The sequence below is a fragment of the Acidobacteriota bacterium genome, assembly GCA_035471785.1.
In the GTDB taxonomy this organism is placed as follows: Bacteria; Acidobacteriota; UBA6911; order RPQK01; family DATIPO01; genus JANQFM01.
Genome location: DATIPQ010000095.1, coordinates 1 through 12,932, shown reverse-complemented (window position 1 = coordinate 12,932; position 12,932 = coordinate 1). Strand labels below are relative to the sequence as shown.

Annotated in this window: 14 protein-coding genes and 1 tRNA gene; 9 read left to right on the top strand and 6 right to left on the bottom strand. The window is 61.6% G+C overall.

What is annotated here, in order from left to right:
* Nucleotides 1–260 precede the first annotated feature (260 nt).
* Nucleotides 261–893 carry a hypothetical protein gene (locus VLU25_13195; GenBank protein HSR68886.1) on the bottom strand — a complete coding sequence of 211 codons (633 nt, stop codon included), beginning with the start codon at nt 891–893 and terminating at the stop codon, nt 261–263.
* A gap of 171 nt (nt 894–1,064) precedes the next feature.
* Here VLU25_13195 and VLU25_13190 point away from each other — a divergent pair, with 171 nt between their 5' ends.
* A complete protein-coding gene (locus VLU25_13190) occupies nt 1,065–1,358 on the top strand; it encodes a hypothetical protein (GenBank protein HSR68885.1) in 294 nt (97 codons plus the stop codon).
* A gap of 14 nt (nt 1,359–1,372) precedes the next feature.
* Here VLU25_13190 and VLU25_13185 read toward each other — a convergent pair whose 3' ends face one another.
* Genes VLU25_13185 through pyk form a run of 3 tightly spaced genes read right to left on the bottom strand, consistent with a single transcriptional unit; the run spans nt 1,373 to nt 4,467 of the window.
* On the bottom strand, nt 1,373–1,771 hold the full coding sequence (locus VLU25_13185; protein ID HSR68884.1) for a BlaI/MecI/CopY family transcriptional regulator: 399 nt from the start codon (nt 1,769–1,771) through the stop codon (nt 1,373–1,375).
* A 55-nt stretch (nt 1,772–1,826) separates the two neighbouring features.
* The gene (locus VLU25_13180) at nt 1,827–3,002 is read right to left on the bottom strand and encodes a phosphopentomutase (GenBank protein HSR68883.1); all 1,176 of its coding nucleotides are present in this window, start codon (nt 3,000–3,002) and stop codon (nt 1,827–1,829) included.
* A 19-nt stretch (nt 3,003–3,021) separates the two neighbouring features.
* Nucleotides 3,022–4,467: a pyruvate kinase gene (gene pyk / locus VLU25_13175; GenBank protein HSR68882.1), complete on the bottom strand. Its 1,446-nt coding sequence runs from the start codon at nt 4,465–4,467 to the stop codon at nt 3,022–3,024.
* Nucleotides 4,468–4,562: 95 nt separating this feature from the next.
* Here pyk and VLU25_13170 point away from each other — a divergent pair, with 95 nt between their 5' ends.
* The 4 genes from VLU25_13170 to pyrE all read left to right on the top strand — a co-directional run bounded on the left by VLU25_13170 (nt 4,563) and on the right by pyrE (nt 8,450).
* The gene (locus VLU25_13170) at nt 4,563–5,135 is read left to right on the top strand and encodes an HD domain-containing protein (protein HSR68881.1); all 573 of its coding nucleotides are present in this window, start codon (nt 4,563–4,565) and stop codon (nt 5,133–5,135) included.
* A 69-nt stretch (nt 5,136–5,204) separates the two neighbouring features.
* Nucleotides 5,205–7,157: an acetate--CoA ligase gene (gene acs, locus VLU25_13165; protein ID HSR68880.1), complete on the top strand. Its 1,953-nt coding sequence runs from the start codon at nt 5,205–5,207 to the stop codon at nt 7,155–7,157.
* A gap of 57 nt (nt 7,158–7,214) precedes the next feature.
* Nucleotides 7,215–7,709 carry a YajQ family cyclic di-GMP-binding protein gene (locus tag VLU25_13160; protein ID HSR68879.1) on the top strand — a complete coding sequence of 165 codons (495 nt, stop codon included), beginning with the start codon at nt 7,215–7,217 and terminating at the stop codon, nt 7,707–7,709.
* Nucleotides 7,710–7,844: 135 nt separating this feature from the next.
* Entirely contained in the window at nt 7,845–8,450 is a 606-nt protein-coding gene (gene pyrE, locus VLU25_13155) for an orotate phosphoribosyltransferase (protein ID HSR68878.1), read from the top strand.
* 49 nt (nt 8,451–8,499) lie between these two features.
* On the opposite strand, the gene VLU25_13150 is transcribed toward pyrE, so the two are convergent.
* Entirely contained in the window at nt 8,500–9,300 is an 801-nt protein-coding gene (locus VLU25_13150; protein ID HSR68877.1) for a hypothetical protein, read from the bottom strand.
* 133 nt (nt 9,301–9,433) lie between these two features.
* On the opposite strand from VLU25_13150, the gene VLU25_13145 reads away from it, so the two are divergent.
* The 4 genes from VLU25_13145 to VLU25_13130 all read left to right on the top strand — a co-directional run bounded on the left by VLU25_13145 (nt 9,434) and on the right by VLU25_13130 (nt 12,600).
* Nucleotides 9,434–10,711: a pitrilysin family protein gene (locus VLU25_13145; protein ID HSR68876.1), complete on the top strand. Its 1,278-nt coding sequence runs from the start codon at nt 9,434–9,436 to the stop codon at nt 10,709–10,711.
* A gap of 27 nt (nt 10,712–10,738) precedes the next feature.
* On the top strand, nt 10,739–12,097 hold the full coding sequence (locus tag VLU25_13140; protein HSR68875.1) for a pitrilysin family protein: 1,359 nt from the start codon (nt 10,739–10,741) through the stop codon (nt 12,095–12,097).
* A gap of 31 nt (nt 12,098–12,128) precedes the next feature.
* A complete protein-coding gene (locus tag VLU25_13135) occupies nt 12,129–12,455 on the top strand; it encodes a tetratricopeptide repeat protein (protein HSR68874.1) in 327 nt (108 codons plus the stop codon).
* A 70-nt stretch (nt 12,456–12,525) separates the two neighbouring features.
* Nucleotides 12,526–12,600, top strand: a tRNA-Thr gene (locus tag VLU25_13130).
* A 78-nt stretch (nt 12,601–12,678) separates the two neighbouring features.
* Here the strand turns inward: VLU25_13130 and VLU25_13125 are convergent.
* The coding region (locus VLU25_13125) for a tyrosine-type recombinase/integrase (GenBank protein ID HSR68873.1) at nt 12,679–12,932 on the bottom strand (254 nt) is incomplete at its 5' end.

Sequence of the window (12,932 nt, the reverse complement as noted above, 5' to 3'; positions counted from 1 at the left end):
TTCGCTGGCCCAGCGACTATGTTGAAATTCAAGCACAAGCTCCCTGAAGGGGAGCCATCCGTTAGCCCCATCGTTAGCCCAGCGACTGTGTTAGGAGTCAAGTCCGGGCTCGCTGAAGGCGAGCGATTCGTCAGCCCAGGGTCAGCCCCGGCGAGCGCAAGCGAGACGGCGGCGCCACCCTGGGTTCTGGACCGCCAAGGTCCGAACGCTGAAAGCGTGGAATAACGCAACAGGATGGCTCAAATTTCTGACGGGCTGCACTAGTTGTTGCGGTAGACGGCCGCGTAGACGCTGCGGAAAGGCGAGACGCAGTACTGCTCGACCAGTTCCTTGCCGGCAACCGGATGGATGGCCAGCTTCTGCATGTAGCGGTCGGCCACCACGAACTTGAGCCGCATGATATCGGCCTTGCCCTTGGGCCTTTCCACTTCGAAGGCCTCCCGCAACGAAGGACGGAACTCGAAGACCTGGTCAAAGCGGTAACGCGTCAACTCGTAAGGAGTTGGCACATCGCGGCTGCCGTAGCGGCGGTAGTGCTGGGTGAGCCTGGTCTGAAAGTCGTCGTAGTCGAAGTTGGGGACTTTGTTGTTGACGCTGACTTCGATGATGTATTCGGGCCCCTCGCCGTCTTCCTCCTGGTCGTCCTCGGGCCCTTCGACCTCTTCCTGATGGAAGCGCAAGCCGTAGGTGAAGTCGAGGTCGTCCTTGTCAAACTTGATGCGGTGTCCCTTTCCGTCGTGGAAGCGCTTGAGTTCGACTTTGCCGTCCTTGTCCCCCTCGGCATCGAGCTGTTCTTGGGTCACATAGTAATTGGAAACATTCTCGTACCACTCGTCGATGATGCGGTGGAGAATGTCATCGAAAGACGCTTGAATATCTGGATCTTCGCTCATCAATCTCCCATTCTGTCGTGCCGACTTATTGTAATCATGCGCTCGATTGTTGTAAACCGGTAACAATGGCGGTGCAGCGCGTCCCGCCGGGTTTCGAATAAAAAGGCGCCCTGAGACGTTACCCCGGCAGCACCCGCTTCAAGCACCATAGGCGGGGAAGGAGGCACGGATATGGGAACAGGAGGAGCGGCAGCGGGAGGCGCGGCGGCAGCGGCAGCGGCCATCGCCGAGGCCGTTAAGGCATCAGGAGCGGTCGTCAAGATGAAGCCGGAAGAGTTTCAGAAACTGCTCAACCGCATGGAGGAACCGCTGATCGTCATCAGCGAGGGCGGTTTCTTCAGCAAGAACTACCAGTACCTGACCAGCTACAAGGGACTGCACTTCTACACCAAGTCACCCCAGCATTTGCACCTGCCCAGCGATGCCGAGGTGATGGCGGCCCAGAAGGTATGGATGCCCAGTTAGTTGTCTGAAGGTTCCTAGAGAAGCGCCACGTCTAAGGAATCGGCGCCTTCCATCGAGTCGGACCGCGGGGAGCCGTTGGAGGCGTGGGAGCCGTCGCCGTCGGCCTCGAGGAAAGCCAGGAGGCGGCTTTCGCTGCCCCGGAAGTAGTTGTCAGCGAACTCCTCGACGGCGCACTGCAACACCTGGGAACGGCGCACGCGGGGTGTGTAGAAGTAGGCCTTGCCTCTCTTGACCCGGTTGACGCTGCCTTTGCGGGCCAGCTTGTCGAGGACCGTCATGACGGTGGTGTAGGCAACCGAGCGGGCCCGGCGAATAACCTCCAACACGTCCCCCACCGAGAGGGGGCGGCCTTCGCGCCACAGCACCTCCAGGACTTCGAATTCGGCGGGCGTGAGTCTGCTAGCGTCCTTCACCGTGCGCCAGTATACAATCCGGGTACGTCAATTCAGGCTAACCAGCCCGCCGCCCTCATCGAAGCTGTTGCAGGAAACTGGCTCCCGCCGGCGCCTCGATGGAGAAATTCTCTGCAACGGTGGCGCCGACGTCGGCCAAGGTGGCTCGCGTACCCAGGTCGGCGCCGCCTTGCAGCGAGGGGCTGTAGGCCAGAACCAGGGTGTATTCGCGGGAATGGTCGGTGGAGGCCGTGGTGGGATCGCAGCCGTGGTCGGAAGTGAGGATGAGCAGATCGTGGGGCTGGAGATTCTCCAGCAGATCGGCCAAATCGCGGTCGAAAGCCTCCAAGGCCTTGGCGTAGCCTTCTACGTTGTTGCGGTGGCCGTAGAGCATGTCGAAGTCGACCCAGTTGGCAAAGATCAGGCCCCGCGGACTCTCCCCCAAGGCGCGCAGGGTTTCGCGCGTCGTGGCGCTGTTGTTGCCGGATTTGAGTTCGCGTCCGGTGGCCTTGTAGGAGAAGACGGAAGCGATCTTGCCCACCGTCACAACCGGCACGTCAGCCTCCTCCAGGCCATCCAGCACGGTAGGCCGGAAGGGTGCGATGGCGTAGTCTTTGCGGCCCTCGGTTCGCACGAAACTGCCGGGCCGGCCTCGAAAGGGACGGGCGATCACCCGGCCCACCTCGTGCTCGCCCCTGAGCTGGGCGCGGGCGATTTCACAGATGCGGTAAAGCTCGTCGGTGGAAATCACGTCTTCGTGGGCGGCGATCTGAAAGACGCTGTCGGCCGAGGTGTAGACGATGGGGCGTCCCGTCTCCAGGTGACGGGCTCCCAGTTCGGCGATGATCTCGGTGCCGCTGGCCGCCTTATTTCCCAGGACCTTGCGTCCGATGGCTTGTTGGAAAGGCTCGATCACTTCAGCCGGAAACCCGCTTTCGAGATAGGTGGGAAAGGGCTTCTCCAGGATCAGCCCCATCATCTCCCAGTGGCCCGAGGTGGTGTCTTTGCCGCGGGAGGCCAGGGCGGCTTTGCCATAGCAGGCGCTGGGAGAATCGGCGGGCGCCACGTCCTGCAGCGGACGGATATTGCCGATGCCCATTCGGGCCAGCCGGGGGATGCGCAGAGGACGCCACTCGGCCACGTGGCCCAAAGTGTCGCTGCCGGCGTCCCCGAACTCTGCGGCGTCGGGCAGAGCGCCCACTCCGACGCTGTCCAGCACGCCGATGATGATGCGTCGGAAGGACCTGCTCATAGCTCAAAAACCGTCGCGATCATATCATCTTCATTTGAGTGGACCGGCTGCCCTGCACGCGGTGCAGCTTCATCAGGCTGGTGTGGCCCTTCTCGATGATGGGGGCCCCGGTGAGGATGATGAGGTTGTCGCCCTTGACCAGGAAGCCGCGCTCCAGCAGGGTTCTTTCCAGCATGTTGATGAGCTCGTCCACGTTGGCGATGGTGCGCATCTGCACCGGCTGGACGCCCCAGAACAGACACATCCTGCGCATGATGCGCTTGTCGGGAGAGAGTCCCAGAATGGCCGTGCGGGGACGGTACTTGGCGATGGTGCTGGCCGTCGATCCGGTCTGGGTGAAGGCGCAGATGGCCCGCGTCCGGATGGACTGAGAAGCGTAGTATGCCGCTTCGCAGATGGCGTCGGGAAAGGACAAGTGGAGTCCCGAGTGCTGGCGGGTCTTGATCTCGCTGATGGTGGACTCGGCGGCCGTGATGATCTTGTCCATCATGCGCACCGATTCCACCGGATAGGAGCCGGTGGCCGTTTCGGCCGAGAGCATGACGGCGTCGGTGCCGTCGAAGACGGCGTTGGCCACGTCGGACGCTTCAGCCCGCGTGGGACGCGGATTCTTGATCATCGATTCCAGCATCTGGGTGGCGGTGATGACCGGCTTGCCCTTCTTGTTGGCGGCCTGGATGATGCGCTTCTGCAGGATGGGGACCTGCTCCGGGGGCATTTCCACACCCAGGTCCCCGCGCGCCACCATGACGCCGTCGCAGGCGTCCAGGATCGACTCCAGGTTGTCGATGGCGCGAGGCTTCTCCAGCTTGGCGATCACCGGAATGTCGGCGCGGGCCTCGTCCAACCGCGACTTGAGGACGATGATGTCCTCGACCCTGCGCACGAAGGAAAGGGCGATGTAGTCGACCTCGTTCTTGATTCCGAAGCGCACGTCCTCGATGTCTTTGTCGGTCAGCGAAGGCGCCGAAAGGTTGGCGCCCGGAGCGTTGATGCCCTGGTTCTCGGCCAGCGTGCCGCCGGTGATCACCTCGGTCTCGATTTCTTCTTCGGTGGTGGAGAGCACCTCCAGCTCGATCAGTCCGTCCGAGAGCAGCACCCGGTCCCCCGGTTTGACGTCGTAGGGAAGGGCCTGGTAACCGGTGGAAACCCGCTTCTTGTCGCCCATTACCGGCTTGGTGGTGATGGTGAAGCGGTCGCCGGTCTCGAGTTCTACCGGCTTGCCCTCCTGCAGCGCTCCGGTGCGGATCTTGACGCCTTGCAGGTCCTGCAAGATAGCCACCGGACGTTCCAGTTCCTCTGAAATCTTGCGCAGGGTGCGGATGGTTTCGCGATGGTCCTCAAGTTCTCCGTGAGAGAAGTTGAGGCGCGCCACGTCCATGCCGGCCTCCATCATTTTGCGCAGCATTTCGGGGGAACGCGTGGCCGGACCAATGGTGGCCACGATCTTGGCTCGTCTTCGCATCGATGATCCTTTGCGATATCATGACCGGACCGCAAAGCCCGGAGGGTCAAAAAAGAGAGGCCATTATACTGGATTCGCTTTCAGGAGTCGTTTAGATGCCGTCACGTGAAGAAGCCTGGCAACTGCTTACCGAATACACCCAGAACCCCAGCCTCATCAAGCACGCTTTGGCGGTGGAAGCCGGCATGCGGGCCTATGCCCGCAAGTTCGGGGAAGATGAGGAAAAATGGGGGATCGTGGGCTTGCTGCACGACTTCGACTATGAGCAGAATCCCAGTCTGGAGGACCATCCCTTCGTGGGATGCCGCATCCTTCAGGAAAAAGGCTATCCCGAAGACATCGTCCACGCCATACTCTCCCACGGCAACCACACCGGGGTGCCCCGCAAGAGCAAGATGGACAAGACCCTGTTCGCAGTGGACGAGCTGAGCGGACTGATCACGGCGGTGGCCCTGGTGCGGCCCAGCAAGAAGATCGCCGACGTCAAGGTCAAGTCGGTCAAGAAGAAGATCAAGGACAAGGCCTTCGCCCGCTCGGTCAGCCGGGACGACATCCGCCAGGGAGTCGAAGAGCTGGGCGTCGATATGGGCGAGCACATCGCTTTCCTGGTCGAGGCCATGAGCGGCATCGCCGAGGACCTCGAGCTGGACGGCTCGCAGGCCCGCTGAAACGACCGGGCCCCTCAGGACGCGACCGACGACAAGCCTAAGTTTGAAGCGAGAGGACCAAGAACAGCAATGGCAAAAGGCAAAGAGACCATCGACGCGCTTCTGCAAGAAGACCGCACCTTCGATCCGCCCGCGGATTTCGCATCCCAGGCCCATTGGAGCGACCCCGAGATCTACCGCAAGGCTGAGGACGATCCCCTCGGCTTCTGGAGCGAGATGGCCGAGGCGCTGGACTGGTTCCAGCCCTGGGACGAGGTGCTTGAATGGGACTGCCCTCATGCCAAGTGGTTCGTGGGAGGCAAGCTCAACGTCAGCTACAACTGCCTCGACCGCCATCTTCAGACCTGGCGCAAGAACAAGGCCGCTCTCGTTTGGGAAGGCGAACCGGGCGATCAGCGCGTCCTCACCTACCAGGACCTGCACCGCGAGGTCAACCGCTGCGCCGCCGCCCTGCACCGTCTGGGGATCGAAGAAGGCGACCGGGTGGCCATCTACATGGGAATGGTCCCCGAACTGGCCGTGGCCATGCTGGCCTGCGCCCGCATCGGAGCCCCCCATACGGTGGTCTTCGGAGGCTTCAGCCCCGAGTCGCTGCGCGACCGCATCAATGACTGCCAGGCCAAGCTGCTGATCACCGCCGACGGATCCTGGAGGCGCGGAAGCGTGGTTCCCCTCAAACAGAACGCCGACGAGGCCGTGCGCGGATGTCCCAGCATCGAGAACCTGCTGGTGGTCAACCGCACCACCGACCCCACCCGCGTCAACATGAAGGACGGACGCGACCACTGGTGGCACCGCGAAATGCGGCGCAGCGGCGACGCTTACGTCGAACCCGCCCACCTCGACTCCGAGCATCCCCTCTACATCCTCTACACCTCGGGAACCACCGGCAAACCCAAGGGACTGCTTCACACCACCGGAGGCTATCTGACCGGCGCCACCGCCACCTGCAAGTACGTCTTCGACCTGAAGGAAGAAGACACCTACTGGTGCACCGCCGACATCGGCTGGGTCACCGGCCACAGCTACATCGTCTACGGACCCCTGGCCAACGGCGCCACCACGGTCATGTACGAAGGCGGACCCGACTATCCCGAGAAAGACCGCTTCTGGGAGCTGGTGGCCAAGTACCGCATCAACATCCTCTACACCGCCCCCACCGCCATCCGCGCCTTCATGCGCTGGGGAGAGGAACACCCCCAACGCCACGACCTCTCCTCCCTGCGCCTGCTGGGCACCGTGGGCGAGCCCATCAATCCCGAGGCCTGGATCTGGTACCGGCGCCACATCGGTGGCGACCGTACGCCCATCGTCGATACCTGGTGGCAAACCGAAACCGGCGCCATGATGATCACTCCCCTGCCCGGCATCACCCGCACCAAGCCGGGATCGGCCACCCGGCCCTTTCCCGGAATCGAAGCCGACATTCTCGACGGAGAGGGGAAACGCGTCGAAGTGGGCGGAGGCTATCTGGTGCTGCGCAATCCCTGGCCGTCCATGGCGCGCACCATCTGGGGCGACGACCAGCGCTGGCAGGAAACCTACTGGAGCCGCTACCCGGGCCTCTATTTCACGGGGGACGGAGCCAAGCGCGACGAGGACGGTTACTTCTGGATACTGGGCCGCGTGGACGACGTCCTCAACGTCTCGGGACACCGCATCGGCACCATGGAGGTGGAAAGCGCCCTGGTCAGCCACGATGACGTGGCCGAAGCTGCCGTCATCGGCGCCTCCCACGACATCAAGGGCCAGAGCATCGCCGCCTTCGTCACGCTGCGCGGAGACATACAGGGAGACCCGGAAAAGAAGGAGGCGTTGCGCCGCCACGTGGCCATCAAGATCGGGCCCATCGCCAAGCCCGACCAGATCCACTTCACCCACGAACTGCCCAAGACGCGAAGCGGCAAGATCATGCGCCGCCTGCTGCGCGACATCGCTGAAGGACGGGTGGCCAGCGACACCACCACCCTGGCCGACCCCTCCGTGCTGGAGGCCATCAAGCAAAGGTACGAAGAAGAGTAGCGCCCTTGGTCGCAAAGCTATGGAGGGCCTTCGGCTCGTGGTAAGATGCCCGCCGAAATGGCCAAGACCAACTCATTCGACGTTCTCTCGCAAGTCAACGTCCACGAAGTCCGCAACGCAGTACAGCAGGCCCTCAAGGAAATCGGACAACGCTTCGACTTCAAGGGAAGCAAGAGCGATATCAAGCTGGAAGAGCAAGATCACCTGATCCTGATCAGCGACGACGAGTTCAAGATGACCCAGTTGATCGACGTGCTGGAAAAGAAGCTGATCAAGCGCAAGGTGCCCCTCAAGGCCCTCAGCTTCCAGAAAGTGGAACCCGCCGCCGGAGGGACGGTGCGCCAGCGTGTCGACATCCAGCAGGGCATCCCCGCCGAGAAGTGCAAGGAAGTGGTCAAGTTCATCAAGGGGACCAAGCTCAAGGTGCAGTCCTCGATCCAGGGCGACACCGTGAGGGTTTCGGGACGTGACCGCGATACCCTGCAGGAGGTCATCGCGCTACTGAAAGAGAAAGACTTCGGTGTCCATATGACCTTCGGCAACTATCGATAGCGAGCAGCCTCATACCGCCGAGAGCAATTAGGCCTTCAGCGCGGTCGCTGAAACTTGATTCGTGTGTGAACTTGTTGGCCACCTAGTGGCCCTAGCCCGCCGACAGATGGTAGCCGCCAACAGGAGTCCAGTGCCGTGAGCGCCTCTATTCAGTCGAAAAAGATCCGCCTGGTCGAACTGCTTCGCCAGAAAAGCCTGAAGATCGGCAAGTTCACCCTGACCTCGGGGATGACCAGCCACTACTACTTCGATTCCAAGCCCACCACGCTGCATCCGGAGGGCGCCTTCCTGACCGCCGAACTGCTGCTCTGGACGCTGCGCGAGAAGGGAATCAAAGCGGCCGCTATCGGCGGGCTGACGCTGGGCGCCGACCCCATCGTTTCAGCGGTGGCGGCCGTCAGCCACGCCCTGCGCCAGCAGTACGATCCCCTGCCGGCCTTCATCGTGCGCAAGGAAGCCAAAGGACACGGCACCCAGCGCTTCATCGAAGGATACAGAGGCAAGGAAGGCGATCCGGTGGTGATCGTGGACGACGTCTGCACCACCGGAGGATCGACGCTCCAGGCCATCGAAAAGGCCGAAGAGGCCGGTTACCGAGTCGTGGCAGTAGTGGCTCTGGTGGACCGCCAGCAAGGCGGCGCCGAGCGGCTTTCCAACTATCCCTTCTTCCCCCTGCTGACGGCTCAGGAACTCCTCGACGGCCCCGCCATCCAACAACAGCTTAAAGCCCTCCAGGATTGAGACGAAGCGCGAATCTCGATATGCGTAGTTCTAATGTTCGAAGGTGGGATCAGGCCAAGGCCTTGGCAGGCGCCGGACGCCGGAAGCGGTGTCCCAGGTCGATGAGGCGCCGTTCCAAATCCTGCTGCAGCCCATCCGAGAGCTTCTCTCCCCGGCGAGTCAGGTAGAACTGGTCGTGCACGTCGCGCCCCTCGATTTTGACGTAGGCCATGTCGATGTCGACCCCCGCCTCCGAAATCGTACGCCCCACCAGGTAAAGGTGGCCGAAATGGTCGGGGAAGTCGATGGAAAGGCAGGTGGCGCTGGGATGCGACCCATCGTCCAGGCAGATACGGAGAGGACGGTCCTCGTCGATCTGTACCTGATCGATGCGCTCCTGGAAGCGTTCGCTGAGACTCACCTCGCCCTCCACCACGCTCTCCAAAAAGGCCTGGAACTCCTGCACCTTCTTATTGCTGGCGAAGACGGTCTCGCGGTCGATGAACTGAAAGGTGTCGAGCACGACCGAGTTGGCGTTGGCGAAGGCTTCGGCCGAGGAAATATTGGCCCCGAAACAGCTTAGAGAACCGGCTACGTTGCTGAAGAGGCAAGAGCGGTCACGGGTGATTACCGACAGCTTCCAGCGTCCGGCCTCGCGGTTGAGCGAAGAGATCAGCGGCCGCGCGCCGCGGCTCTGCATGAGCAGGTAATGCTTGACGATGTCGACGCGAGGGGTGTTGACCAGGTAGCGCCGCGGGAATCCCATCACGAACTCTACGAAACGGTTCGGTTCCAGGGCCATGGGAAGCTCGTCGAGCATAGCCCGGGCTTCCTGGGCATCGGTGATGGGCAAATAGAGCGGATCGACCATGTCGTTTTCTATTCTGCGTCCAATCCGGCTCATCCGTCAAGGAGTTGCTGGGGACATCGGAGATTGAATGCCATAGTGCCCGCATCCGCCCCGCAAGTTGACGCCAAAGCGCCCAAAAAGCTATTTTTGGCCGATGGACAAGCCGGCTCCGATCGACTTCCAAGAACACCATTTGGACAACGGATTGAAGGTCATCCTGGCGCCCCGAACCCGAATCCCGCTGGTGCACGTTACGGTCCACTACAAGGTGGGATCAAGCTACGAATCTCCTGGATTCTCGGGCTTTGCCCACCTCTTCGAGCACATGATGTTCCAGGGCTCGGAGAACGTGACCAAGAACGAGCACGGACGCCTCATCGACGAGGTCGGCGGTCACTGGAACGCCTCCACCAACAAGGACCGCACCAACTACTACGCGACGCTTCCTTCTCATCACCTGCGCCTGGGGCTGTGGTTGGAAGCTGAGCGCATGCGCTCTCTCAAGGTGACCCCTGAGAGCTTCGAAAACCAGCGCAGCACCGTCATCGAAGAGAAGAAGCAGAATTACGACAACCGCCCCTACGGAGAAGCCTTCCTGACCTTCGACCGGCTGGCCTACCAGAGCTGGGCCTACGCCCACCCCGTCATCGGAGACGAGGAGGACTTGCGCAAGGCCCGCGTAGAGGACGCCCAGGCCTTCCACCGTCGCCATTACGGGCCCGACAACGCCATCCTGGTCATCAGCGGCGACTTCGATCCCGCGGAGGCCATGACGGCGGTCGAGGATTATTTCGGCGTCATCACCCATCAGACCGACAGCCGGCCTCCTGAGATTGAGGAGCCGGCCCAGCAGGAAGCCAAGCTCAAGGTCATCGAGGATCCTCTGGCCACCCTGCCGGCCGTCTACATGGGATTTCACATGCCCGAAATGGGGTCAGACGACTTCTACGCCCTGTCGATGCTGGCCATCATCCTGACCCAGGGCAACTCTTCGCGCCTCTACAACCAGTTCATCTACCGGCGCAATTGGATGACCAGCCTGTCGGGCGGACCCAACAACTATCGGGGGCCCGAGCTCTTCAACCTCTTCTATCTGATTCACCGTCAGGTGGCGGTGGACGAGGTCGTTGAAGCAGTCATGGAAGAGCTGGCGCGCACCGGCGAGCAGGAAGTCAGTCAAGAAGAACTCGAGAAGGCTCGTAACCTCTACGCTTACCGTTTCGTCTCCGGCTGCGCCAAGGTCTCCACCATCGGCGAACGCCTGGCCCGCTACGCCGTCTACTTCGGCGACCCGGCCCGTTTCAACGACGACCTGCGCCGCTATGAGGAAGTCACTCCGCGGCGCATGATGGAGGCTGCCGCACGAACTTTTCGTCCTCAGAACAGCACCATCCTCAAGATTTTGCCCAAAGCGGGCTCGACGCCGTCCTAGCGACTATCGATTCTGCCCAAGTCAACCATGATTAAAACGCCACCTCCCCCGGGTCCTATTCGCAACGTTTCCTTTCCCGAGGTTCCCAAGGACAGCCTCGACAACGGACTGCGGGTGCTGACCGTAAAGAACCGCGGCATCCCCAAAATCTGGCTGCGCCTGGCCATTTCTTCGGGCGGAAAAGTGGACGCTCCCTTCGAGCGGCTGGCCCTGGCGCCGTTGACTCTGGAGATGGTCGAGCATGGGACGCGCAGCCGCAGCGCCCAGCAGTTGGCGCGCGAGCAGGACCGATGGGCCATCCACTACAAGGCCGATGCCCGCCTGGAGTACTCGCTGCTGCAAATGGACTTTCTGAAGAGCGCTGTCGAGCCTGCTTTGGATCAGCTTTCAGAGATGCTGATGGCTCCCGCCTTCGACGAGGGCGAGATCGAGCGCGTGCGGGCCCGCTGGCATAGCCTCCTCTCGGCCCAACGCTCCATGCCCCGCTATCTGGCCGACGACCAAATGCACAACGCTCTCTTCCCCGACCATCCCTACTGCAAGAAGTGCCTGCGTCCCGAGCACCTCAAAGGCCTCGGATCCCATGAGCTGACCCGCTTTCACGCCCGTCACTACGGACCTTCCCGGGCCACCTTGCTGCTGGCCGGCGACATCGACCAGGAGGAGGGCCTGGAGTTGGCCCGCAGGTACTTCGGGCAATGGAAGGCGGAGCCGGTTGCCAGCCCCGATTTCCCCGATCTGGGAGAACCCTCCCAAGGAAGAGTCAGCCTCATTCACCGTCCTCATTCGACCCAGACCCGGCTGCTCATCGGAGGACGCACTTTCGCCCGCAACCATCCCCACACGCGGGTGCTGCGCATGGTTTCCCAGGTGCTGGGAGGAGGGGCCAGCGCGCGTCTCTTCCTCAACCTGCGCGAGGCCAAGGGCTACACCTACGGCATTTACTCCGAAATGAACGGCTTCAAGCGCGATGGACTGCTCACCATGGGCGCCGACATCCGCTCCGACGCCCTTATCGAATCCATCGAGGAGATCTTCGCCGAGTGCAGACGCATGGCCCGGGAACCGGTGGGGCAGGAAGAACTGCAGCGGGCCCGGGCCGAAGTGATCGGCGCCTTCATCGCTCAACTGGAAGCCCCGGCCACCATCGCCATGCTGGAGCTGCTGCGCGATTTCTATGGCCTGCCTGAGGATCACTTCGAGCGCTACATTCCCGAAGTGCAGGGGGTCAGCGCCGAGGAGATTCAAGAGGCGGCTGCGCGCTACCTCGACCCGGCGCGCTATCATATCGTGGTGGTGGCCGACCGTCGCCAAGTCGAAGAAGACCTGAAGCGGTTCGGTCCCGTCACCGTCTACGACAAGAGCGGAAATCAAATCGAGTCGTGAATCTCGACAGGCTTTATAGGAGCGGATAACCATGTCAAGCGCCCAAGACCACTACAACAAGGGAATGCAGCATTTCGTCCAGGATCAACTCGACGAGGCCATCGCGGAGCTGGAAAAGGCCTTGCAGGTCGACTCCGACCATGCCGACTCGCTGCAGGCCCTGGCCATGAGCTATTTCCACCAGAACGAGCTGGAAAAGGCCGTAAAATACGGCGAACGCTTCCGCGACCTGGAACCCGAGAACGCCATGGCCTACACCAGCCTTTCCATGTTCTACCAACGCCAGGGCCGCATCGAAGAAGCCGAAGACATGGGCGCCCTGGCCGCCAAATACACCAAGTCCGGCGGCGATGCCTAGCCCCGGCCACGATGCCCGCCTGGCAGTTGATTACCGCGACCCTTTTTAGTTAGAATGCCTAGCTCCGCAAGCCGGCGTAGCTCAACGGTAGAGCGACGCATTCGTAATGCGTAGGTTGGAGGTTCGATTCCTCTCGCCGGCTCCAGTGCTTTCAACAACTTAGAGCAATCCGCCCCTCCCCCGAAAACCCGCCTGTGTGATATCTGTGGGAAAAATGAGCCCATTAAAGGGCCTCCTTGCTCTCTTTCTTGGGTGTCTCGAACGACAACTGCTCTACTGCTTTCTTGGTGTGCTGATCGCTCAGGTGGGCATAGCGAAGGGTCATCGCCATGGTCTTGTGGCGCATCAGTTTCTTGATGGTCAGCAGGTCCACCCCGCTCATGGCCAAGTGACTGGCGAAGGTATGCCGAGTATCGTGAAACCGGCAGTGATCGATCTTCGACGCTTCCAGGGCCTGCTTGAAGTGGTATTTGAAGT

What these genes read in the sequence shown, in the direction of transcription:
- VLU25_13195 (HSR68886.1), bottom strand. Translation starts at nt 893, where the DNA reads ATGAGCGAAGATCCAGATATTCAAGCGTCTTTCGATGACATTCTCCAC.
- VLU25_13135 (HSR68874.1), top strand. Translation starts at nt 12,129, where the DNA reads ATGTCAAGCGCCCAAGACCACTACAACAAGGGAATGCAGCATTTCGTC.
- pyk (HSR68882.1), bottom strand. Translation starts at nt 4,467, where the DNA reads ATGCGAAGACGAGCCAAGATCGTGGCCACCATTGGTCCGGCCACGCGT.
- VLU25_13145 (HSR68876.1), top strand. Translation starts at nt 9,434, where the DNA reads ATGGACAAGCCGGCTCCGATCGACTTCCAAGAACACCATTTGGACAAC.
- VLU25_13160 (HSR68879.1), top strand. Translation starts at nt 7,215, where the DNA reads ATGGCCAAGACCAACTCATTCGACGTTCTCTCGCAAGTCAACGTCCAC.
- VLU25_13180 (HSR68883.1), bottom strand. Translation starts at nt 3,002, where the DNA reads ATGAGCAGGTCCTTCCGACGCATCATCATCGGCGTGCTGGACAGCGTC.
- VLU25_13150 (HSR68877.1), bottom strand. Translation starts at nt 9,300, where the DNA reads ATGGTCGATCCGCTCTATTTGCCCATCACCGATGCCCAGGAAGCCCGG.
- acs (HSR68880.1), top strand. Translation starts at nt 5,205, where the DNA reads ATGGCAAAAGGCAAAGAGACCATCGACGCGCTTCTGCAAGAAGACCGC.
- VLU25_13170 (HSR68881.1), top strand. Translation starts at nt 4,563, where the DNA reads ATGCCGTCACGTGAAGAAGCCTGGCAACTGCTTACCGAATACACCCAG.
- VLU25_13190 (HSR68885.1), top strand. Translation starts at nt 1,065, where the DNA reads ATGGGAACAGGAGGAGCGGCAGCGGGAGGCGCGGCGGCAGCGGCAGCG.
- VLU25_13140 (HSR68875.1), top strand. Translation starts at nt 10,739, where the DNA reads ATGATTAAAACGCCACCTCCCCCGGGTCCTATTCGCAACGTTTCCTTT.